Origin of the sequence: Klebsiella sp. KE9456, from assembly GCF_043832615.1 — a bacterium.
Taxonomy (GTDB): domain Bacteria; phylum Pseudomonadota; class Gammaproteobacteria; order Enterobacterales; family Enterobacteriaceae; genus Klebsiella; species Klebsiella indica.
Genome location: NZ_JBDYQK010000017.1, coordinates 56,497 through 78,607, shown reverse-complemented (window position 1 = coordinate 78,607; position 22,111 = coordinate 56,497). Strand labels below are relative to the sequence as shown.

At 54.3% G+C, this 22,111-nt stretch carries 19 protein-coding genes; 4 read left to right on the top strand and 15 right to left on the bottom strand.

What is annotated here, in order from left to right; translation table 11 throughout:
* The first annotated feature begins 21 nt into the window (after window positions 1-21).
* Window positions 22-2,202: a ferric-rhodotorulic acid/ferric-coprogen receptor FhuE gene (gene fhuE / locus ABK821_RS17530; protein ID WP_343178474.1), complete on the top strand. Its 2,181-nt coding sequence runs from the start codon at window positions 22-24 to the stop codon at window positions 2,200-2,202.
* Window positions 2,203-2,447: 245 nt separating this feature from the next.
* Here fhuE and ptsG read toward each other — a convergent pair whose 3' ends face one another.
* The 14 genes from ptsG to yceD all read right to left on the bottom strand — a co-directional run bounded on the left by ptsG (window position 2,448) and on the right by yceD (window position 15,077).
* Entirely contained in the window at window positions 2,448-3,881 is a 1,434-nt protein-coding gene (ptsG, locus tag ABK821_RS17525) for a PTS glucose transporter subunit IIBC (RefSeq protein WP_138361181.1), read from the bottom strand.
* A gap of 297 nt (window positions 3,882-4,178) precedes the next feature.
* Window positions 4,179-4,973 (bottom strand): metal-dependent hydrolase, encoded by a 795-nt coding sequence (locus ABK821_RS17520; protein WP_142502123.1) that lies wholly within the window; start codon window positions 4,971-4,973, stop codon window positions 4,179-4,181.
* 10 nt (window positions 4,974-4,983) lie between these two features.
* Window positions 4,984-5,988, bottom strand: a complete 1,005-nt coding sequence (holB, locus tag ABK821_RS17515; protein WP_343178473.1) for a DNA polymerase III subunit delta' — start codon at window positions 5,986-5,988, stop codon at window positions 4,984-4,986.
* Entirely contained in the window at window positions 5,985-6,626 is a 642-nt protein-coding gene (gene tmk, locus ABK821_RS17510; protein WP_138361178.1) for a dTMP kinase, read from the bottom strand. Before tmk ends, holB begins: the two co-directional genes overlap by 4 nt.
* Window positions 6,616-7,638, bottom strand: a complete 1,023-nt coding sequence (yceG, locus tag ABK821_RS17505; RefSeq protein WP_138361177.1) for a cell division protein YceG — start codon at window positions 7,636-7,638, stop codon at window positions 6,616-6,618. Before yceG ends, tmk begins: the two co-directional genes overlap by 11 nt.
* Before the next feature lie 2 nt (window positions 7,639-7,640).
* Entirely contained in the window at window positions 7,641-8,450 is an 810-nt protein-coding gene (gene pabC / locus ABK821_RS17500; protein ID WP_138361176.1) for an aminodeoxychorismate lyase, read from the bottom strand.
* 144 nt (window positions 8,451-8,594) lie between these two features.
* The gene (gene fabF / locus ABK821_RS17495; protein ID WP_138361175.1) at window positions 8,595-9,836 is read right to left on the bottom strand and encodes a beta-ketoacyl-ACP synthase II; all 1,242 of its coding nucleotides are present in this window, start codon (window positions 9,834-9,836) and stop codon (window positions 8,595-8,597) included.
* A gap of 89 nt (window positions 9,837-9,925) precedes the next feature.
* The gene (gene acpP, locus ABK821_RS17490; protein WP_000103754.1) at window positions 9,926-10,162 is read right to left on the bottom strand and encodes an acyl carrier protein; all 237 of its coding nucleotides are present in this window, start codon (window positions 10,160-10,162) and stop codon (window positions 9,926-9,928) included.
* Window positions 10,163-10,372: 210 nt separating this feature from the next.
* The gene (fabG, locus tag ABK821_RS17485) at window positions 10,373-11,107 is read right to left on the bottom strand and encodes a 3-oxoacyl-ACP reductase FabG (protein WP_138361174.1); all 735 of its coding nucleotides are present in this window, start codon (window positions 11,105-11,107) and stop codon (window positions 10,373-10,375) included.
* Window positions 11,108-11,119: 12 nt separating this feature from the next.
* Window positions 11,120-12,049 carry an ACP S-malonyltransferase gene (fabD, locus tag ABK821_RS17480; protein WP_138361173.1) on the bottom strand — a complete coding sequence of 310 codons (930 nt, stop codon included), beginning with the start codon at window positions 12,047-12,049 and terminating at the stop codon, window positions 11,120-11,122.
* Between the two features lie 15 nt (window positions 12,050-12,064).
* Window positions 12,065-13,018, bottom strand: a complete 954-nt coding sequence (locus ABK821_RS17475) for a beta-ketoacyl-ACP synthase III (protein WP_138361172.1) — start codon at window positions 13,016-13,018, stop codon at window positions 12,065-12,067.
* Between the two features lie 67 nt (window positions 13,019-13,085).
* Window positions 13,086-14,168 (bottom strand): phosphate acyltransferase PlsX, encoded by a 1,083-nt coding sequence (plsX, locus tag ABK821_RS17470; RefSeq protein ID WP_185929245.1) that lies wholly within the window; start codon window positions 14,166-14,168, stop codon window positions 13,086-13,088.
* A gap of 197 nt (window positions 14,169-14,365) precedes the next feature.
* A complete protein-coding gene (rpmF, locus tag ABK821_RS17465; protein ID WP_000290724.1) occupies window positions 14,366-14,539 on the bottom strand; it encodes a 50S ribosomal protein L32 in 174 nt (57 codons plus the stop codon).
* A 16-nt stretch (window positions 14,540-14,555) separates the two neighbouring features.
* Window positions 14,556-15,077 (bottom strand): 23S rRNA accumulation protein YceD, encoded by a 522-nt coding sequence (gene yceD, locus ABK821_RS17460; RefSeq protein ID WP_138361170.1) that lies wholly within the window; start codon window positions 15,075-15,077, stop codon window positions 14,556-14,558.
* Between the two features lie 141 nt (window positions 15,078-15,218).
* Between yceD and ABK821_RS17455 the strand changes: the two genes are divergently transcribed.
* Window positions 15,219-15,803: a nucleoside triphosphate pyrophosphatase gene (locus ABK821_RS17455; protein ID WP_138361169.1), complete on the top strand. Its 585-nt coding sequence runs from the start codon at window positions 15,219-15,221 to the stop codon at window positions 15,801-15,803.
* Between the two features lie 244 nt (window positions 15,804-16,047).
* Window positions 16,048-17,193, top strand: a complete 1,146-nt coding sequence (locus tag ABK821_RS17450; RefSeq protein WP_343178472.1) for an alpha/beta fold hydrolase — start codon at window positions 16,048-16,050, stop codon at window positions 17,191-17,193.
* Window positions 17,194-17,204: 11 nt separating this feature from the next.
* Here ABK821_RS17450 and rluC read toward each other — a convergent pair whose 3' ends face one another.
* Window positions 17,205-18,158, bottom strand: coding sequence for a 23S rRNA pseudouridine(955/2504/2580) synthase RluC (gene rluC, locus ABK821_RS17445; RefSeq protein WP_171034878.1), 954 nt, complete (start codon window positions 18,156-18,158; stop codon window positions 17,205-17,207).
* 698 nt (window positions 18,159-18,856) lie between these two features.
* Between rluC and rne the strand changes: the two genes are divergently transcribed.
* The gene (gene rne / locus ABK821_RS17440) at window positions 18,857-22,108 is read left to right on the top strand and encodes a ribonuclease E (protein WP_343178471.1); all 3,252 of its coding nucleotides are present in this window, start codon (window positions 18,857-18,859) and stop codon (window positions 22,106-22,108) included.
* The last annotated feature ends 3 nt before the right edge of the window (window positions 22,109-22,111 follow it).

The following is a 22,111-nucleotide window of genomic DNA, read 5'->3' as shown; positions in this document are numbered from 1 at the left end:
TCATATGATCAAGGAATTACAATGTTTCTCTCCACATCTTCTCGTGATGGGCGTATTGCACCATCCCTGCTTGCTATGGCTATTACCCTGGCGCTCTTCCCTCATCTCAGCCACGCCGCCAATAGCGAAGACACCATTATTGTAGACGGTTCCACTAATAATGATTCCGATACACAAGCGCAGGATTACAACGTCAAAACCACCGCTGCCGGGACTAAAATGGAAATGACCCAGCGCGATATTCCGCAATCGGTCAGCATCATCACCGAACAGCGGATGCAGGATCAGCAGTTACAAACGCTCGGCGACGTGATGGATCACACGCTCGGGATCAACGGTAGTCAGGCGGACTCCGATCGTACCACCTATTACTCACGCGGTTTTCAGATCGACAACTATATGGTTGATGGCATCCCGACATGGTTTGAATCCCGCTGGAATCTCGGCGACGCGCTTTCTGATATGGCCCTCTTCGAGCGGGTCGAAATCGTACGTGGTGCCAATGGCTTATTGACCGGCACAGGTAACCCAGCCGCTTCAATCAATATGATTCGCAAACACGCAACCAGCCGTGAGTTCAAAGGTCATGTCTCCGCGGAGTATGGTAGCTGGAACAAGCAGCGCTACGTTGCCGATCTGCAGAGCCCGCTGACTGAAGATGGCAACGTACGCGCCCGTATTATCGCGGGCTACCAGAACAACGATTCATGGCTCGATCGCTATAACAATGAGAAAACCTTCTTCTCCGGTATTATCGATGCTGACCTCGGGACATCAACCCGCTTGTCCGCAGGCTACGAATATCAACGTATCGACGTCAATAGCCCGACATGGGGAGGTCTGCCGCGCTGGAACACGGATGGCAGCAAGAACCACTACGATCGCGCCCACAGTACCTCACCGGACTGGGCCTATAACGATAAAGAGTTCAACAAAGTTTTCGTCACGCTGAAACAGCGCTTTGCCGAAACCTGGCAGGCGACCCTGAATGCAACCCATTCAGAGGTTAAGTTCGACAGTAAAATGATGTATGTAGATGCGTACGTCAACAAAGACACCGGAATGCTGGAGGGCCCCTACAGTAATTACGGCGCAGGCTACGACTACGTCGGCGGAACCGGCTGGAACAGCGGCAAGCGAAAAGTTGATGCTCTGGATCTGTTCGTTGACGGCGGCTACGACCTGTTCGGCCGCCAGCATAATCTGATGATTGGCGGCAGCTACAGTAAACAAAATAACCGCTATTTCAGCGCCTGGGCGAACGTCTTCCCGGATGAGATCGGCAGTTTCTATAACTTCAATAGCAGCGGCTTCCCGGAAACCAACTGGGGTCCGCAGAGCCTGGCGCAGGACGATACCACGCGGATGAAGTCGCTGTACGCGGCGACGCGCTTTTCGCTGCTTGACCCGCTGCATCTGATCCTTGGCGTCCGCTTTAACAACTGGAGTATCGAGACGCTGACCTACACTATGGAGAAAAATCATACCACCCCCTATGCCGGTGTGGTCTACGACATCAACGATAACTGGTCGGCTTATACCAGCTATACTTCCGTCTTCCAGCCGCAGAATAAGCGCGATATTTCCGGAAAATATCTGACGCCCATTACCGGGAATAACTATGAAGTCGGTCTGAAGTCAGACTGGATGAATAGCCGCCTGACCACCAGCCTCTCCCTTTTCCGAATCGAACAGGATAATCTCGCCCAGGCGACCGGCGCGCAAATTCCCGGCAGCAACGGCGAAGACGCTTATAAGACCGTCAACGGTACCGTAAGCAAAGGGGTGGAATTTGAAATCAACGGCGCGCTCACCGATAACTGGCAGATGACCTTCGGGGCCACGCGCTTTGTCGCCAAAGACAATGAAGGCAATACGGTAAACCCGAATCTGCCGCGCACCAGCGTCAAACTCTTCACTCGCTATCGCCTGCCGGCTATGCCCGCATTGACGGTGGGCGGCGGTGTCACCTGGCAGAACCGCGTTTATACAGATAAGGTGACGCCATACGGTACTTTCCGTGCCGAACAAGGCAGCTATGCGCTGGTTGATTTGTTCACCCGTTATCAGGTCAGCAAAAATTTTGCCATACAGGGTAACGTTAATAACCTGTTTGACAAAACCTACGATACCAATATTGATGGTTCGATTGTGTACGGTGAACCCCGCAACTTTAGTATCACTGCCAGCTATCAGTTCTGATCCCTTATTCGCAGCGTAAAGGGAGTAACAGGCTAAAGCGGGTCCGTTACGGGCGTCATCCGGTTTTTATTTTGCTTACCGGCGTGACGCTCTTTTTACGGATGGGACGACGAAAGTAATGTCTACTCTGCTTCCGCCTGCAGAATGTTATTTATTACGGCCTTCTGCAGCCTGGTCGCCACAGATTTATTGCGCGCATTAAAAAAGGCAGCCGTCTGGCTGCCTTAGTCTCCCCACATCACAACTTAGTTGCTGCGGATATAATCATCCATTTCAGTCTTCAGGTTATCGGATTTGGTACCGAAAATCGCCTGAACGCCTGAACCTGCAACCACCACACCAGCGGCGCCCAGTTTTTTCAGGCCCGCCTGATCAACTTTCGCTACATCCGCCACGCTCACACGCAAACGGGTGATACATGCATCCAGGTTGGTAATGTTCTCTTTACCCCCAAAGGCGGCAATCAGCGCCGGAGCCATCTCGCTGGCGACGCCAGCCTTGCTGTCGTCCGTTGCGTCTTCACGACCCGGCGTTTTCAGATCCAGTACTTTGATCAGCACACGGAATATGACGTAGTAAACGATCGCGTAGCAGATACCCACAATCGGGAACAACCACAGCTTGCTGCTGTTGCCGGACAGAACGATGAAATCGATCAACCCATGAGAGAACGACGTGCCATCACGCATCCCTAACAGGATACAGATAGGGAAGGCCAGACCTGCCAGAATTGCGTGAATAACATACAGGATCGGCGCAACGAACATGAAAGAGAATTCGATCGGTTCGGTAATGCCGGTCAGAAACGAGGTCAGCGCCGCGGAGATCATGATACCGCCCACTTTCGCGCGGTTTTCCGGTTTCGCGGAGTGCCAGATAGCAATTGCAGCAGCCGGCAGACCGTACATTTTGAACAGGAAGCCGCCGGACAGTTTACCCGCCGTCGGGTCGCCCGCCATATAGCGTGGGATATCGCCGTGGAAGACCTGACCCGCAGCGTTGGTGTATTCGCCAATCTGCATCTGGAAAGGAACGTTCCAGATATGGTGCAGACCAAACGGCACCAGGCAGCGCTCAATAAAGCCATAGATACCGAACGCCACAACCGGGTTCTGGTACGCGGCCCATTGAGAGAACGTCTGGATAGCAGTACCGATCGGCGGCCAGATAAAGGACAGGATCACACCGGTGAAGATCGCGGCCAGACCGGAAATAATCGGCACAAAGCGCTTGCCCGCAAAGAAGCCCAGATATTCAGGCAGTTTGATACGGTAGAAGCGGTTGAACATATACGCTGCGATAGCGCCCGAGATAATACCGCCAAGGACACCGGTATCCGCCAGGTGTTTAGCCGCGATTTCTTCCGCGGGTAAATGCAGAACCAATGGCGCCACAACCGCCATGGTTTTCACCATGATGCCGTACGCGACAACCGATGCCAGCGCGGATACGCCATCATTATTGGTGAAGCCCAGTGCGACACCGATAGCAAAAATCAGCGGCATATTAGCGAAGACCGAACCGCCCGCTTCCGCCATGACGTGAGAGACGACGACTGGCAGCCAGCTGAAGTTCGCAGAACCGACGCCCAGCAGAATACCTGCAATAGGCAGTACGGATACTGGCAGCATCAGCGATTTACCGACCTTCTGCAGGTTAGCAAATGCATTCTTAAACATAATTGAGAGTGCTCCTGAGTATTTGGTGCTTTTTTTACGCTTTCACGCATTGGCGCGGGGGGAGAACCGCACCGTGGACAGGACATCTAAGCGCCCTTTATTTATTACACAGAGTAAAATAATTCCCCGAATGATTGTTTGACGGCTATCACGTTTCAAACAGACATTAGATAAAAATTTACGTTAGTTTACACATCATGGTCTTGAAGGTTGTCAGAACCCCTTCACCGCCGCATTTTTGGCGGTGAACTTTACTCGCTTTAGCTATTAATTACGAGCATTAAAATAATAGGAGTATCAGACAGATTGCAGCCTGGAGGGATGGATATGGAAAAGCGTAATGAAATTTTCCGTGGTCTGTTGTGCCAGATGCTCCAGCGAAACACCTTTCAGAACCGCCATGTACTCGGCGACATCCCGAACCATCGCCGGCTGGTTCTCTTTACCTCGGTGCGGTACCGGGGCCAGGTATGGTGAATCGGTCTCGACCAGCAGGCGGTCGAGAGGCACATAACGCGCAGCATCACGAAGCTGTTCTGCATTACGGAACGTCACAATACCGGAAAACGAGATATAGAATCCCATATCCAGCAGCTTACCCGCCGTCTCCCTGTCCTCAGTGAAACAGTGTAGTACGCCGCCACAATCCATCACGTTTTCCTCGCGCAAAATCGCCAGCGTATCAGCCCGGGCGTCGCGGGTGTGCACGATAACCGGCTTATTCAGCTCCCGACCAATGCGAATATGGTCACGAAACGATGCCTGCTGACGCGTTTTAGTTTCCGGCGTGTAGAAATAGTCCAGGCCGGTTTCTCCCATCGCCACTACCCCTTCCTCTGCCGCAAGTTTGCGGAGCTCGTCAACGTCATACTCTTCATCCTGATTTAACGGATGCACGCCGCACGAGAAAACCACATCGTTACGCTCGCCCACCCGTTTGCGCATATCACGATACCCCGGCAGCGTCGTAGCAACCGCCAGACAAAATTTCACATCACGCGCAGAGGCTTTTGCCAGCACATCGTCTACATCTTTATGCAGCGTTTGATAATTCAGGCCATCAAGATGGCAATGGGAGTCGACTAAAATCATGATGTCTCTCTCAGAGGTGGGATAGGGGCAAAACCGCCCCGGGTTGCAGATAGTGTTCCCAGCGCAGAAGACGCTCGGTTAGTAGCAGTTCGCGATTAACGCCGACCACACTCGACAGCTGTTCCCGGCAGACGCCAACATCACCCGCAATCGCCTGTAAGCAGGCGGCAGGCAACGTGGCGGCCAGTTGATTCAACAGAGGCCAGACATCCGGGTTGCTGACCAGCGTGACCCCCTGCTGCCTTTTTTGCGCATCAACCAGCAGCGATGCCAGCCAGTACAGACGAACGGCGGCCTGTTCATGGTTCAGAATCGGCAACAGGGTCAGCCAGTCACCGTGGGTTAAAGTTGTCGCCAGTGTCTGACACAGTTGCTGGCGTGAGGCCCAGTGCGCCTCCTGTAACAGCGCCAGAGCCGCCGCTGGCGCATTGGCGCTGAGGCGTAACGCCGTCAGCAATGCATCTTGTGACATTGTCACTTCTCGCTCCAGCCACGCCAGCGCATAGTGTTCTGACGGGGGAGCAAGATGGTGCAAGCGGCAGCGGCTACGCAACGTAGCCAGCAAGCGAGCGGGCTCCTGACAGGCAAGGAAGAACCAGGTATTCTCCGGCGGCTCCTCCAGCGTTTTCAGTAATGCATTGGCCGCTGCGTCAGTCAGCATCGCGGCATCGTCTATCCATACTACCTTAGCCCCCCCTAATCGGGCGCGTTCATAAAGCTTTTCGCTTACCTCACGCACAGCGTCGATCCCAAGGGAAATCTTTCCCTTTTCAGGGGCCAGGAGATAATAATCAGGATGGGTACCGGCCTGCATCAACTGACAGCTATGACAATGACCGCAGCTCTTATGCCCCTGGGGCTGGTGACACATCAGGAAGCGGCACAGCGCATAAATCAACGCGTCACTCCCCATTCCTGGTAGGGCCTGGACCAGTAACGCATGGTGCCCCCGTCCCGCCTGGTAGCTGGAGACTAACTGTTCAAAAGAGGGGCGTAACCACGGATACCATTTCATGCACGCTGCTCCGCGAGCCACTGAGTGACCGCAGCGCGAATGTCGCGCGCAACAGCCTCCAGCGGCTGCGTGGCGTCAACGGTGCGAATAGTGGCGTCCTGCGCCGCCAGTTCAAGATAGCGTGCGCGGGTACGATTAAAGAAATCCAGCGACTCCTGTTCAATGCGATCAAGCTCACCGCGTGCGCGAGCACGTTTCAGGCCGACCTCAGGGGTAACGTCAAGATAGAGCGTCAGATCAGGGCGAAAATCCCCCAGCACCGCATCCCGCAGCGTCGCCAGCATTGTTTGATCGATACCGCGTCCCCCGCCCTGGTAAGCCTGAGTCGACAGGTCGTGACGATCGCCAATCACCCATTGTCCACGGGCCAGCGCCGGTTTAATCACCGTTTCGACCAGTTGCACCCGAGCGGCATAAAACATGAGCACTTCCGCTTTATCATTGATCACCTCATCGCCGGTAGATTGGATATCCAGCACCAGGCTACGCAGCTTCTCGGCCAGAATGGTGCCGCCCGGTTCGCGGGTAAACAGCGGATCGCTGACGCCTGACTGTTGCAACGTCTCCACCACCAGATTACGTGCGGTAGTCTTCCCCGCCCCCTCCAGGCCTTCGATGACAATATAGTTACTGCGCATTTTTTTCCTTAAGTACCTTTAAATAGTCCTGTACCGCACGGTTGTGGCTGGCCAGGTTAGTGCTAAACGTGTGCCCGCCCTTACCATCTGCGACAAAATAGAGATAAGGCGTTTTTGCCGGATGCGCGGCAGCGTTCAGTGAGGCTTCACCCGGTGTAGCAATTGGCCCTGGCGGCATGCCGTTAATGACATAGGTATTGTAAGCAGTAGGGGTTTCCAGGTCTTTACGCGTTAACCTACCATTATAACGCTCACCCATCCCGTAAATCACGGTCGGATCGGTTTGCAGGCGCATACCGATCCGTAAACGATTAATAAATACAGACGCGATGCGATCGCGCTCTTCGGGTACCGCCGTCTCTTTCTCAATGATCGACGCCATCGTCAGCAGTTGATTCTGATCCTTATACGGCAGATTATCCGCTCGCCCTGCCCAGGCCTTTTCAACTTCAGAAACCATTTTCTCATGTGCGCGTTTGAGGATTGCGACGTCGCTGGTATAGGCGGTATACATCCAGGTGTCCGGCCAGAACCAGCCCTCAACCCAATCCGCATGATCCAGGTTGAGCGCTTTAGCAACGGTTTCATAACTATCATCCGCCAGCGTATGCTTCACATAAGGCGCATCGCGCAGCTCGCGCAGATAATCACTCACCCGCATCCCTTCAACGAAGCGTAGCGGAAACTGGGCTTCTTTGCCGCTGACCAGAAGTTGCAGCATCTGCCGTACCGTCATTTCAGGCGTCAGACGATAGGTCCCGGCCTTAAAATGAGATAACTCCGGCTCAACGCGCAACAGCCACTGGAAAACCCGGGGCCGGTTAATCACTTTCTCGCCATACAACTGCTGCCCCAACGCCAGACGTCCGGTACCCGCGGCAAGAGTAAAAATAGTCTCTTCTTTAATCAGTAACTTGCTGTCCGCCAGTTGACGAACCTTCCACATACCGATGCCTGCGGCGATGCCCAGCATCACCACCAGCAACAGGATGAAACGTAACATTTTCTTCATAACTAATCAGACAGCTCACACAATGGGGCTAAAATAGGGTAAAGCTCCCGCGCGGACCAGCATATATCGTCCCAGCGGCGAACCGGCACCAGCGGCATTAATGCGTTGCAGACAAGCACCTCATCGGCATCGCGTAACGCCTCTGGGCGTGCGGTGGTTTCGACAACACGAAACGGCGAGGGTGCCAGCTGCGCGAGAATATGCTGACGCATAATACCGTTAACGCCCGCTTGTTCGAGGCGTGGAGTATATACGTCAAAGCCTTTACGCCAGAATACGTTTGCGGCACAGCATTCCGTAAGCCACCCGTCACTGTCAAGGACCAGCGCTTCATCGGCGTCCGTCTGCTCAAGATAAGAACGAATCAGCACCTGCTCCAGGCGGTTGAGATGTTTAAGTCCCGCCAGGGAAGGGTTACGTCCCAGTTGAACAGGACTCAGCGTCACAGAGATCCCCTCTTCGCGCCAGCGGGTATAGTGGGCAGGATAAGGTGATACGCCAAGAATACGCGTGGGATTCACACACCCTGCGGTACTGTAGCCACGTCCTCCCGCTCCACGTGTGATCATCACCTTCAGTACGCCATCCTGCTGCGATTGCGCAAGATGCTTCATCTCCTGACGTAATAATGCCCACTCATTATAGGGAATAAAAAGTTTTTCACAGGTAGTCCGCAACCGCTCCAGATGGGCCACAAGGAACTGAACGCGGCCTCTGACGATGCGGGCGGTGGTAAAACAGCCGTCGCCGAACTGTACACCACGATCGTTAACCGCAAGCGTTTCACTTTTAGTGCCATTTATCAAAAACATAAAGGACTCCTTATCGCTGACCGGTCAGTGTCGCAGGAGGAAAGGTATGGAGCAAGCGGAGAAAACCGAATAAAAAAGGCCCGACAAGCGGGCCAGTTTTCCGATGCGCATTGACGACATCAACGATGTTACGTCGGGCGCACATCACACCTTTTTAAAGATCAGCGAACCGTTAGTGCCACCGAAACCAAAAGAGTTGCACAGCGTATACGCCATACCACTGACCTGGCGCGCTTCGTGCGGAACAAAGTCCAGATCGCAGCCTTCATCCGGATTATCCAGGTTAATGGTTGGCGGGATCGCCTGATCGCGCAGGGCGAGGATCGAATAGATTGACTCTACCGCGCCCGCAGCGCCCAACAGGTGACCCGTCATTGACTTGGTGGAGCTGACCATTACGCGGCTGGCTGCGTCACCGAAAACGGATTTCACCGCCTGCGTTTCTGCTTTATCGCCTGCCGGCGTAGAAGTACCGTGGGCGTTGACGTAGCCAATCTGGCTGGCTTCAATGCCCGCATCACGAATGGCGTTCACCATCGCCAGCGCCGCGCCAGCGCCATCTTCCGGCGGCGACGTCATATGGTAGGCATCGCTGCTCATACCGAAACCGACGACTTCAGCGTAAATTTTTGCACCGCGCTTTTTCGCGTGCTCGTACTCTTCCAGTACCAGCATGCCCGCGCCATCGCCCAGCACGAAACCGTCACGCTCTTTATCCCACGGGCGACTTGCCGCCTGCGGGTTATCATTGCGCGTGGACAGCGCACGCGCCGCGCCAAAACCGCCTACGCCCAGTGGGGTACTGGCCTTTTCCGCACCACCGGCAACCATAGCGTCGGCATCGCCATAGGCAATGATGCGCGCTGCGTGGCCAATGTTGTGTACGCCTGACGTACAAGCGGTCGCGATGGAGATACTTGGCCCACGCAGACCAAACATGATGGTCAGATGCCCGGCCACCATGTTAACAATTGTGGAAGGAACAAAGAACGGGCTGATCTTACGCGGTCCGCCTTTTACCAGCGAACTGTGGTTTTCTTCGATCAAACCGAGACCGCCAATACCGGAGCCAATAGCAGCACCGATGCGGGTCGCATTCTCTTCCGTCACTTCAAGGCCAGAATCCTGCATGGCCTGAATGCCAGCGACAATTCCATATTGAATGAAGGGGTCCATCTTGCGCTGTTCTTTGCGCGAGATGAAATCATCACAGTTAAAATCCTTTACTAAGCCAGCAAATTTGGTTGCATAGGCGCTAGTATCGAAATGGTCGATCAGGCTGATGCCACTCTGACCGGCAAGGAGAGCTTTCCAGGTAGACTCTACGGTATTGCCGACAGGAGACAACATGCCCAGTCCGGTCACAACTACACGACGCTTAGACACGGTTGTCCTCCAGGGAGGGAAAATAGATTCTTGTGGGACAAAATATAGATAAAACTCAGGCGGTCGAACGACCGCCTGGAGATGCTCACTTACGCCTGGTGACCGTTGATATAATCAATGGCAGCCTGAACTGTAGTGATTTTCTCAGCTTCTTCATCCGGAATCTCAGTATCAAACTCTTCTTCCAGAGCCATTACCAGCTCAACGGTGTCAAGAGAATCAGCGCCCAGGTCTTCAACGAAGGAAGCATTGTTGGTGACTTCTTCCTGCTTAACGCCCAGCTGTTCGCCGATAATTTTCTTAACGCGTTCTTCGATAGTGCTCATACTCTTAAATTTCCTATCAAAACTCGCTTTCGCGATGGTTTTCGTAGTGTATAAAATGTTGAAAAATTTGCAACTAAATCCCGGCAGGTCTTACCACGATTTTACGTTATTTTGAGGCCATATCCCCTAATAACGCAAATCATTTTGCACAAAACATCGCAGGGAACTGCACGGACTGCGCGGTTCCTGAACGTTTTGCGCAAAACTCGATCAGACCATATACATTCCGCCGTTGACGTGAAGGGTTTCACCGGTGATGTAACTCGCTTCGTCAGAGGCTAAAAATGCAACCGCACTGGCAATTTCATTTGGAGAGCCAAGGCGCCCCGCAGGAACAGCCGCCAGCGTACCCGCACGCTGCTCATCAGTCAGCGCACGCGTCATGTCCGTTTCAATAAAGCCCGGAGCAACAACGTTTACAGTAATACCACGGGACGCAACTTCGCGAGCCAGTGATTTACTGAAGCCAATCAGACCCGCCTTCGCCGCAGCGTAGTTGGCCTGACCCGCATTTCCCATGGTACCAACCACAGAACCGATAGTGATAATACGCCCATAACGCTTTTTCATCATAGCGCGCATTACCGCTTTTGACAGACGGAAAACAGATGACAAATTGGTGTCGATGATATCGTTCCACTCGTCATCTTTCATGCGCATTAACAGGTTATCACGAGTGATCCCGGCATTATTTACCAGGATATCAACTTCACCAAATTCTGCGCGAATATTTCCAAGAACAGATTCAATAGATGCAGGATCGGTCACATTCAGCAGCAAACCTTTGCCGTTCGCACCTAAATAATCGCTAATCGCCTGTGCGCCGCTTTCGCTGGTCGCAGTACCGATAACTTTCGCGCCACGGGCAACGAGCGTTTCAGCGATTGCGCGGCCAATACCGCGACTTGCACCGGTGACCAGCGCGATTTTTCCTTCAAAACTCATGGTATTCCTCTTTTATTGCTCAAGCGCCGCAGACAGGCCCGCCGGCTCGTTAAGCGCGGAGGCTGTCAGGGTGTCAACAATACGTTTAGTCAGACCGGTGAGGACCTTACCCGGCCCCACTTCATACAGATGCGTTACGCCCTGCGCTGCCATAAACTCAACGGTTTTGGTCCACTGAACCGGGCTGTAAAGCTGACGGATCAAGGCATCGCGGATAGCATCGGGCGCGGTTTCGCTTTTCACATCAACGTTGTTCACCACCGCAATCGTCGGCGCGTTAAAGGTGATTTTTTGCAATTCAACGGCCAGTTTTTCCGCCGCTGGTTTCATCAGCGCGCAGTGTGACGGTACGCTGACCGGCAGCGGCAGCGCACGTTTAGCGCCCGCCGCTTTACAGGCGGCGCCGGCACGTTCGACGGCCTCTTTGTTACCGGCGATAACCACCTGGCCCGGCGAGTTAAAGTTCACCGGTGAAACAACCTGCCCTTGAGCAGACTCTTCGCAGGCTTTGGCAATCGCCGCATCGTCGAGGCCAATAATCGCCGACATCGCGCCAGTGCCTTCCGGCACCGCTTCCTGCATAAACTTACCGCGCATTTCAACCAGACGCACGGCGTCGGCAAAATCGATCACGCCCGCGCAGACCAGCGCAGAATATTCGCCGAGGCTGTGGCCCGCCAGCAGAACAGGGGCTTTACCGCCCTGCGTCTGCCAGACGCGATACAGCGCGACAGACGCGGTCAGCAGCGCCGGTTGCGTCTGCCAGGTTTTATTCAGCTCTTCCGCCGGGCCCTGCTGCGCAAGCGCCCACAGATCGTAACCCAACGCCGCAGAGGCTTCACGGAATGTCTCTTCGATGACCGGGTAAGCCGCCGCCATATCCGACAGCATCCCGACACTCTGAGAACCCTGTCCCGGGAACACAAAAGCAAATTGCGTCATGTTTAAATCCTTATACTAAAAACGAACCAGCGCGGAACCCCAGGTGAAACCACCACCGAAGGCTTCCAGCAGAATCAACTGACCACGCTCGATGCGACCATCACGAACCGCCTCATCCAGCGCGCAGGGAACAGAAGCCGCCGACGTATTGCCATGCCGGTCAAGGGTTATCACCACGTTGTCCATCGACATCCCCAGTTTCTTCGCCGTGGCGCTGATAATACGCAGGTTAGCCTGATGCGGCACCAGCCAGTTCAGCTCAGAACGTTCGAGATTATTCGCCGCTAAGGTCTCATCAACGATATGCGCCAGCTCGGTCACCGCGACTTTAAAGACTTCGTTGCCCGCCATCGTCAGATAAATTGAATTTTCCGGCTCGACGCGATCGGCGTTCGGCAGCGTCAGTAGTTCGCCGTAGCTGCCATCCGCATGCAAATGCGTTGAGATAATTCCCGGTTCTTCAGAAGCCCCCAGCACCACTGCACCCGCGCCATCGCCGAAGATAATAATTGTTCCGCGATCGGCGGGATCGCAGGTACGCGCCAGAACATCCGCGCCAATAACCAGCGCATAATCAACCGCGCCATTTTTTACGTATTGATCGGCAACGCTTAACGCGTAGGTAAACCCTGCGCACGCCGCGGCAACATCAAACGCCGGACAACCTTTAACACCCAGCATTGATTGAATCTGGCAAGCTGAGCTGGGGAACGCATGGGTTCCGGAGGTGGTCGCAACAACAATCAGACCAATTTGCTCCGGCTTAACGCCCGCCATATCCAGCGCATTCTTAGCGGCTGCAAAGCCCATAGTAGCGACTGTTTCATTCGGTGCGGCAATACGGCGTTCGCGGATACCGGTACGAGTCACAATCCACTCGTCAGTCGTATCAACCATTTTTTCCAAATCGGCGTTAGTACGCACTTGCTCAGGCAGATAGCTGCCGGTGCCAATAATCTTCGTATACATGTACGCTCAGTCACTCTTGGGTAATATACCTGGTTTAGTCAAACTGTGAGGCGTCGATCGTATCCGGTCACCCGGGTCCGTGACCCGGCGTTTCCGTTTGGGCGCTCTCAGGCCGTTCGAAACCTGTAGGGTATAAAGATTCCAGGCGAGCGGCGATTCGCTGGGGAACCTGCCGCTGCACCGCCTGCACCGCCTGTTCTATCGCGACGCAAAAAGCGCGCTGATTAGCAGCCCCGTGGCTTTTAATCACCGAGCCGCGCAATCCTAACAGACAAGCACCATTATACTGGTCGGGGTTGAGGTGACTGAATCGCCTCGACAGGCTTTTTTGTAACCAACGCTTTAATAAAAGCAACCACCACGACCTTTTTTTCCCCTCTCCCTGTAATTTCAACAGTGAAAGGAACATTCTGACAACACCTTCCATCGTTTTTAATGTGACGTTGCCTGTGAATCCATCACAAACCAGAACATCCGTCTTCCCCGTCAATAATTCATTGGCTTCCAGATAGCCGATATAATTCAGGGTCGGCAACGTTTTCAAGACGGCTGCCGCATCGCGAATACTGCTGAGACCTTTCGTCTCTTCTTCACCAATATTCAGCAGCGCAACGCGGGGATTCTTAATGCCGATAACTTCTTCGGCAAGAACGGCCCCCATCACGGCAAACTGCACCAGCATCGTACTATCGCAATCGACGTTGGCGCCTAAGTCAAGCACCACCGTTTTGCCCTTTAACTGATGCGGTAACATCGTGACCAGCGCCGGGCGCTCAATCCCGTCAATAGGCCTGAGCAACAGCTTGGCCAGCCCCATCAGCGCGCCGGTATTTCCTGCGCTCACACAGGCTTCCGCCCGCCCTTCTTTCACTAACTCCAGCGCCATGCGCATTGAGCTACCGCGACTGGCGCGAATCGCTTGTGCGGGACGAGCATCACTGGCAATAACTGACTGCGCAGGAATAACCTGTAAACGCGAACGTTGCTCGAAATCAGCTTTGGCGAGTAATGGTACGATTGCGTCGGGATCGCCGACTAAAAGGAGTGTAAGTTGTGAGTTAGAATTCAGTGCCTGCAAAGCTGCAGGCACCGTCACGGAAGGGCCAAAATCCCCACCCATGACATCTAACGCCAGGGTTAGACGTGTCAAAGTATCGTCGCTGCCCGGTTCAGTTATTCCCCGGTCACCCAGGGAAATCCTCACTAAGCTTCATCACGCGTTTACTCTTTGTCTTTCACGTTGCAAGGGGGTGACTGCGCGCATTCACGCCAGTTACATCATCTATGCTACCGGCGCGCTCTCGCTTGCCTCTTTTTGCAACGCGAAATCCATGGAGTAATGCGTGATTACTTAGCGATTACCTTGCGGCCGCGGTAAAAACCGTCGGCAGTGATGTGGTGACGCAGGTGTTTTTCACCAGAAGTTTTGTCTACAGACAGGCTGGTGACAGCGGTCAGCGCGTCATGTGAACGACGCATGCCACGTTTGGAACGGGTTGGTTTATTCTGTTGTACGGCCATGGACCTTACTCCTCAATTACTTATGCTTTAAGCTGGCTAATACGGCAAATGGGTTCGGCTTTTGTGCCTCTTCAGGCAGTTCACCAAAGACCATGTCCGCGTCGGACACTTCACAGTGTTCAGAATCATGCACCGGAACTACAGGCAAGGAGAGGATAATTTCATCTTCAACCAGCGCCAGCAGATCGATTTCACCGAATTCGTTAACCTCAATCGGCTCATACGCTTCCGGCAGTGCTTCGGCCTGTTCGTCATTTCTGACGGGGCTGAAACAATACGTTGTGTGGACATGATGAGAGAACGGTTTCCCGCAACGCTGACATTCGAGGGTTACTGACACCGTCGCATCGCCGCGTAAAACGGCAAGACGCTGGTTATCAATAGCGAACGACATGCTACATTCCACATCACTGTCCACGCTGACAACAGAATCAGCGACACGCACAGCCTGATCACGAGTATAGATACCCTGGTAATCTAAGCGTTTTTGAGCCGTGCGAACCGGATCGAGAGTCAGGGGTAATTTTACCTTTTGCATAGGGCGCGCATATTAACTTTGTAACGTCATAGAGTCAAAGAAAAAGGCAGCCTCAGGTTGCCTTTTGCCATTTATTCGCACACATTGCGGCGCATAGTTTAAAATGATGCACTGCGAAGCGCTATATGTGGATGAAAAAATATGTCTGAACTGATCCTCGCGTCAACCTCCCCCTGGCGGCGGATGCTGCTGGAAAAGCTGTCGGTCTCTTTTGCCTGCGCGGCGCCGGAGGTTGATGAAACGCCGCTGCCCGGCGAACCGGCGCGCCAGCTGGTGATGCGCCTGGCGCAAGCTAAAGCGCAGGCCCTCGCCGAGCGCTATCCACAACACCTTATTATAGGCTCCGATCAGGTTTGCGTCCTGGATGGCGAAATTACCGGTAAGCCGCACACGGCGGAAAATGCCCATCGTCAGTTGAAGAAAGCCAGCGGCACCATCGTGACGTTTTATACCGGGCTGGCGTTATACAATTCAGCCAGGGGTCATTTACAAACCGAATGTGAACCCTTTGATGTTCATTTTCGCCATTTAAGCGACCAGGAAATTGACAGCTATATTCGCAAAGAAAATCCGTTAGCCTGTGCCGGAAGTTTCAAAAGCGAGGGTTTAGGCATCACGCTTTTCGAACGCCTGGAAGGACGCGATCCGAACGCGCTGGTCGGTTTACCGCTAATCGCCTTATGTCAGATGCTGCGTCGGGAAGGATTTAATCCGCTGCTTGCCTAAGGAGACAGAAAACGGGAATCAGGGATTTCACCGCCCGCCCCCGATTCCTGCGCCCTTTTCTTTATGCCAGCGCGACCCGTTCATCCGACAGGCCCGCCTGGCGGTGCGGCAAGCAGCACAACACGCCCACACTACGGGGTGTTATCGACTCCTTTATTGTCTTGTCGATCACAGTTTATTTCTCTGCCTCCATTACAATCCACACAATAATGAAACATCGTTTTATTTTAAAAATGGAGCCCCGATGAATAGTCGCGTCGCGCTTTTAGCTATTACCCTGCTGGCCGCCGCCAGCGCCAACGCCGATGACTGGCAGCGTCAAGGTGTGGTAGACGGCAATCTCCCCGCCTCCTGGCAACAGTTGAAAGCACAAATGACTTACCCGGATTCCTGGCTCTCTGGCCGCTATAGCGATTTTAATCACTGGCGACAGCATGCCCGTCAACTGCTTCGGCAATCTCTGCTCACGCCTGATTCAACCATCCCCTTTGATCCGCAGACGATCATGACGGAAGATCGCGGAAATTATCTCGCCGAAAAAATCGCGCTCAATATCACCGACGATAATCGAATCGCCGCCCTGATGTTGACGCCAAAATCCGCAGGCCCTCACCCGGCGATCGTTCTGCTTCACGATCATGGCGCTAAGTTTGATATCGGTAAGGAAAAGCTCATTCGCCCATGGAATAATGCCGCGCAGTTAGCCAGCGCCCAGGCGTGGGCGGATAAATTTTTCACCGGTAGATTCATCGGTGACGAACTGGCAAAGCGCGGTTATCTCGTGATCGCCATTGATAGCCCAGGCTGGGGAGATCGCGGGCCCATGGTTTACGAACAGCAGCAGGCGCTGGCCAGCAACTATTTTAATCTTGGACGCTCGCTGGCCGGTGAAATGGCCTACGAAGATCTGCGCACCGTCAATTTTCTCACTACGCTCAAAAAAGTTGACAGTACACGAATCGGGGTGCTGGGTTTCTCGATGGGAGGCTTTCGCGCCTGGCAACTTGCCGCGCTCTCCGATAATGTGGCCGCCACTGCCGTTATCTCCTGGTTTGGCACCAGGAGCGGCCTGATGCAAGCGGGTAATAACATCCTGCGCGGTCAATCGGCATTTTATATGCTGCACCCGGGCTTATCCACGCGTCTGGATATCCCCGATATCGCCAGCATTGCGGCGCCAAAACCGATGCTTATTTATAGCGGTGGTCAGGATAAGCTGTTCCCGGCTGAGGCCGTAAACGATGCCTTCGCAAAAGTACGCAGCGTCTGGGCATCACAAAAAGCGCAGGACCGACTTGAAACGAAAACGTGGCCGGAACTGGGCCACGTCTTTTATAAAGAGCAGCAGGATGCGGTTTTCCCCTGGCTGGATAAGTGGCTTAAACCCTGAACTGCTGCGGATTATTTCGTGCTACGCAATACCTGCAGACAGCGCTTTAGCTGATTATCCAGCGGCGCTTCAATACGCAGCACCTCGCCACTTCCCGGATGCGTAAACTTCAGCGCGGCGGCATGCAGGAACAGGCGATTAAGGCCCGTTCCTGCCAGTTGCTTGTCGAATTCACGATCGCCATAGCGATCGTCGAACGCGATGGGGTGACCAGCATATTGTGTGTGCACACGAATCTGGTGCGTACGCCCGGTTACCGGGCTGCAGCGTACCAGCGTGGCATGCGTATAACGCTCTTCGACTTTAAAACGCGTCTCCGAGGGTTTCCCCTCCTGGTTTACCCGCACAATACGTTCACCGCTTTGCAGAATGTTTTTCAGCAAGGGCGCCTGCACCACTTTCATATGCGACTGCCACTGGCCGCGCACCAGCGCCAGATAATCCTTCTGCATCCCTTTCTCGCGCAGTTGCTCGTGCAGCGAACGCAGCGCCGAACGCTTTTTCGCCACCAGCAAAACGCCAGATGTGTCGCGATCGAGGCGATGCACCAGTTCCAGGAAACGGGCCTCCGGGCGCAACGCCCGCAAGCCTTCAATCACGCCAAAACTCAGGCCGCTGCCGCCGTGCACTGCCGTGCCGGAAGGTTTGTTAAGCACCAGAATATGTTCATCTTCATAGAGAATCACATCAGCCAGCGCAGCCACTTTTTGCAAATGCGGCGACACCGCCTCTTCTTCTTTCTCTGCCACCCGCACAGGCGGGATACGCACTTCGTCGCCGGCTTCCAGTTTATACTCCGGCTTAACGCGTTTTTTGTTCACCCGCACCTCGCCTTTACGCAAGATGCGATAAATCATGCTCTTCGGTACGCCTTTCAGTTGCGTACGCAAAAAGTTGTCGATACGTTGCCCGGCTTCATCATCAGCAATGGCAACCATTTTTACGCTTGGGATCTCAGTTTTCATGGTGCGCGATTCTAAATATCCCGGCGCATTAGCGCCACTCATTTTTATATGCTTATATTTATCATCATCCGCATATCATCACATGCTCCTCCGGTATTTTGTTGGTTATTAGAACAATCTGTATACACAGGTGAAAAAACGGTGAGTAAGCGGGTAATAAAAGGTGAAAGTCAACTTGCTATAACGCGCTCAGCAATGGAATAATGGTGCAGTTTTCCGTGCTGAACCTTGTTAGAACAAGAAATTAGCGGAATGACCAATTTTGTCTGACCGTTCATCCACGCAGCAATGGCGTAAGACGTATTGATCTTTCAGACAGTTAGCGGGCTGCGGGTTGCAGTCCTTACCGGTACAGGCTCTATGGATTTCACATCGCAGGAAGGCGTCAACTTCCGGGTTCCCCGGATGTTCATCTCAGTCTGATGATTAAGGTGAGCAAGTTAAGCCACTTTGCCTGCAACGTGAAAAACATTGAGTATAAATGGAATCTTCTCTGGTGATACATCCCAGGCAGTTCCCCTGATAATTGCATTGTGTTTCCGTTTGAAATACAGGCAACCGACACTCTGCGCCTCTTAAGCGCGCGACAACCGTGAGGTTGGCGACGTGAAACAGACACGAGGCCATCGGTTTCTCCCGGTAAGGCGTTACTCTGCCCGCAGCTTAGTCGTCAATGTAAGAATAATGAGTAAGTTACGATGAAAAGAATGTTAATCAACGCAACTCAGCAGGAAGAGTTGCGTGTCGCCCTTGTTGATGGGCAACGCCTGTACGACCTGGATATCGAAAGCCCCGGGCACGAACAGAAAAAAGCGAACATCTACAAAGGCAAAATCACACGTATTGAACCGAGCCTCGAAGCCGCATTTGTTGATTATGGTGCCGAGCGTCATGGTTTCCTCCCTCTCAAAGAAATTGCCCGCGAATACTTCCCTGCCAGCTACAATTCCCATGGCCGTCCAAACATTAAGGATGTGCTGCGTGAAGGTCAGGAAGTTATTGTGCAGATTGATAAAGAAGAACGCGGCAATAAAGGCGCCGCGCTGACCACGTTTATCAGCCTGGCGGGAAGTTATCTGGTATTAATGCCGAACAACCCGCGTGCTGGTGGTATTTCGCGCCGTATTGAGGGTGATGATCGCACCGAGCTTAAAGAAGCGCTGGCCAGCCTTGAGCTGCCGGAAGGCATGGGACTTATCGTACGTACCGCTGGCGTCGGCAAATCCGCCGAGGCGCTGCAGTGGGACTTAAGTTTCCGCCTGAAGCACTGGGAAGCCATTCAGAAAGCCGCTGAAAGTCGCCCTGCTCCGTTTCTGATCCACCAGGAAAGCAACGTGATTGTCCGCGCCTTTCGCGACTATCTGCGTCAGGATATCGGCGAAATCCTTATCGACAACCCAAAAGTGCTTGAGCTGGCTCGCCAGCATATCGCGGCGCTGGGGCGTCCGGATTTCAGCAGCAAAATCAAACTGTACACCGGCGAAATCCCGTTGTTCAGCCACTACCAAATCGAATCGCAGATTGAATCCGCATTCCAGCGCGAAGTTCGTCTGCCTTCCGGCGGTTCTATCGTTATTGATAGCACAGAAGCGCTGACCGCTATCGATATCAACTCCGCACGGGCAACCCGCGGCGGCGATATCGAAGAAACGGCGTTCAACACTAACCTTGAAGCGGCCGATGAAATCGCCCGCCAGCTGCGTCTGCGCGACCTCGGCGGTCTGATCGTAATCGACTTCATCGATATGACTCCGGTACGCCACCAGCGCGCGGTGGAAAATCGCCTGCGTGAAGCCGTGCGTCAGGACAGAGCGCGTATCCAGATCAGCCATATTTCACGTTTTGGCCTTCTGGAGATGTCGCGCCAGCGTTTGAGCCCGTCGCTGGGCGAATCCAGCCACCACGTCTGCCCGCGCTGTAGCGGCACAGGCACTATCCGCGATAACGAGTCTTTGTCGCTCTCCATTCTGCGTTTGATTGAAGAAGAGGCGCTGAAAGAGAACACCAAAGAAGTGCACGCGATTGTGCCCGTACCGATTGCCTCTTACCTGCTGAACGAAAAACGTGCTGCGGTCAGCGCGATTGAAAACCGTCAGACGGATGTGCGCGTCATCATCGTGCCAAACGACCAGATGGAAACGCCGCACTACTCTGTTCTGCGCGTGCGTAAAGGCGAAGAGACCTCGACCCTGAGCTATCTGCTGCCGAAGCTGCACGAAGAAGAGATGGCGTTACCTTCGGATGAAGAACCTGCCGAACGTAAACTTCCTGAGCAACCGGCGCTGGCCGCGTTTGTGATGCCGGATGTGCCTCCTGCGCCGGCACAGGAAGCCCCGGCTAAAGCGCCAGTGGTCACCAGCGCCCCGGTGGCGCCTCACGTTTCTGTCCCTGCGCAACCGGGTCTGATTTCACGCTTCTTCAGCGCGCTGAAAAATATGTTCTCCGGCGCGGATGAGGCCAAACCGGCCGCAACGCCGGTCGAGAAGAAAAGCGAAGAGAAATCCGGTCGTCAACAGGAGCGTCGCAAACCTCGCGCAAACAACCGGCGAGATCGTAACGATCGTCGCGAGAACCGTGATAATCGCGCTGAAAATGGCGACGTTCGTGAACCTCGTGAAGAAAACCGACGCAATCGTCGTGAGAAACCGCAAAACGTCGAGCCGCGCGAGTCTCGTCAGACCGTGAACGAAGACAGCGAAAAAGGCAAAACCCGCGACGAGCAGCAGCCGCGTCGTGAACGTAATCGTCGTCGTAACGATGACAAGCGCCAGGCGCAACAGGAAGCAAAAGCGCAAACCCGTGAAGAGCCGGTAGCACAGGATAGCGAGCAGGAAGAGCGGGTTCAGACGATGCCACGTCGCAAACCGCGCCAGCTGGCACAGAAGGTGCGCATTGAATCCGCTGCGGCAGACGTCGCCGAAGCGGTCGTTGCCGGGCAAACAGACGCCGCTCAGCCGGAAGCCGTTGCCCCACGCACTGAACTGGCAAAAGTCGATCTGCCAGCGGTTGTTGAGACCACAGCAACAGCGGAGAGCGACGATAACGGTGAAGCTCGTGAGACTAACGGAATGCCGCGTCGTTCGCGTCGTTCACCACGCCATCTGCGCGTAAGCGGCCAGCGTCGCCGTCGCTACCGTGATGAGCGTTACCCGACACAATCCCCGATGCCGCTGGCCGTTGCCTGCGCATCGCCGGAAATGGCGTCTGGCAAAGTGTGGATCCGTTACCCGGTTGTTCGTCCACAGGACCAGCAGCAAGAAGAGGCCCAGGTTCAGGATCAGGCACTGACCGCTGCGGCAGTCGCGCCGGAAGTTACACCCGCGGTTAGCGCAGAACCGGTTGTCGCGGAAGTCATCGCGCCTGACGTTGTTGAAGAAAATGCTGTGAATCCGGCAGAGGTTGAGGTTGTTGAGCCGCAGGCGACGATCAGCGAGCCTGACGTTGCGGTGGTCGAAACAACTCATCCGGACGTTATCGCTGCCCCGGTTGATGAACAGCCGCAGTTGATTGCAGAGGTTGACCAGGCCGTCGCCGATGACGTTGCCGCCGAAGCCGTAGAGGCCGTTGCACAAGAGGCTACCACTGAAACCGCTGCACAAGACGCAGCCGGAGCGGAAGCGGCGATCGTCGCTCAGGCGCCTGTTGTCGTCGAAGACACGGTTACTGCCGTTGAGGACGCCCCTGTGGTTTCCGCGCCGGTGGCAGCCCCGGTTGCGGAATCGGTTGTTGAACCAAAACCTGACACCGCCGCTCCGGTTGTCGTGGTGGGAAATCGTCATGCGACCGCGCCGATGACCCGAGCCCCGGCACCTGACTACGTGCCGGAGGCGCCTCGCCAGAGCGACTGGGTTCGCCCGAAATTTGCTTTTGATGGCAAAGGCGCCGCTGGCGGCCATAGCGCAACCCGTACAGCCACGGCGGAACCAACCCGCCCGCATCCTGTAGAGTAACGT

Bases quoted from the DNA above. Each gene is read 5' to 3' on its own strand.
- fhuE (WP_343178474.1), top strand. From the start codon at position 22: ATGTTTCTCTCCACATCTTCTCGTGATGGGCGTATTGCACCATCCCTG.
- pabC (WP_138361176.1), bottom strand. From the start codon at position 8,450: ATGTTTTTGATAAATGGCACTAAAAGTGAAACGCTTGCGGTTAACGAT.
- acpP (WP_000103754.1), bottom strand. From the start codon at position 10,162: ATGAGCACTATCGAAGAACGCGTTAAGAAAATTATCGGCGAACAGCTG.
- rne (WP_343178471.1), top strand. From the start codon at position 18,857: ATGAAAAGAATGTTAATCAACGCAACTCAGCAGGAAGAGTTGCGTGTC.
- ABK821_RS17520 (WP_142502123.1), bottom strand. From the start codon at position 4,973: ATGATTTTAGTCGACTCCCATTGCCATCTTGATGGCCTGAATTATCAA.
- holB (WP_343178473.1), bottom strand. From the start codon at position 5,988: ATGAAATGGTATCCGTGGTTACGCCCCTCTTTTGAACAGTTAGTCTCC.
- rluC (WP_171034878.1), bottom strand. From the start codon at position 18,158: ATGAAAACTGAGATCCCAAGCGTAAAAATGGTTGCCATTGCTGATGAT.
- ABK821_RS17475 (WP_138361172.1), bottom strand. From the start codon at position 13,018: ATGTATACGAAGATTATTGGCACCGGCAGCTATCTGCCTGAGCAAGTG.
- rpmF (WP_000290724.1), bottom strand. From the start codon at position 14,539: ATGGCCGTACAACAGAATAAACCAACCCGTTCCAAACGTGGCATGCGT.
- yceG (WP_138361177.1), bottom strand. From the start codon at position 7,638: ATGAAGAAAATGTTACGTTTCATCCTGTTGCTGGTGGTGATGCTGGGC.
- ABK821_RS17455 (WP_138361169.1), top strand. From the start codon at position 15,219: ATGTCTGAACTGATCCTCGCGTCAACCTCCCCCTGGCGGCGGATGCTG.
- yceD (WP_138361170.1), bottom strand. From the start codon at position 15,077: ATGCAAAAGGTAAAATTACCCCTGACTCTCGATCCGGTTCGCACGGCT.
- tmk (WP_138361178.1), bottom strand. From the start codon at position 6,626: ATGCGCAGTAACTATATTGTCATCGAAGGCCTGGAGGGGGCGGGGAAG.
- fabD (WP_138361173.1), bottom strand. From the start codon at position 12,049: ATGACGCAATTTGCTTTTGTGTTCCCGGGACAGGGTTCTCAGAGTGTC.
- ABK821_RS17450 (WP_343178472.1), top strand. From the start codon at position 16,048: ATGAATAGTCGCGTCGCGCTTTTAGCTATTACCCTGCTGGCCGCCGCC.
- fabG (WP_138361174.1), bottom strand. From the start codon at position 11,107: ATGAGTTTTGAAGGAAAAATCGCGCTGGTCACCGGTGCAAGTCGCGGT.
- ptsG (WP_138361181.1), bottom strand. From the start codon at position 3,881: ATGTTTAAGAATGCATTTGCTAACCTGCAGAAGGTCGGTAAATCGCTG.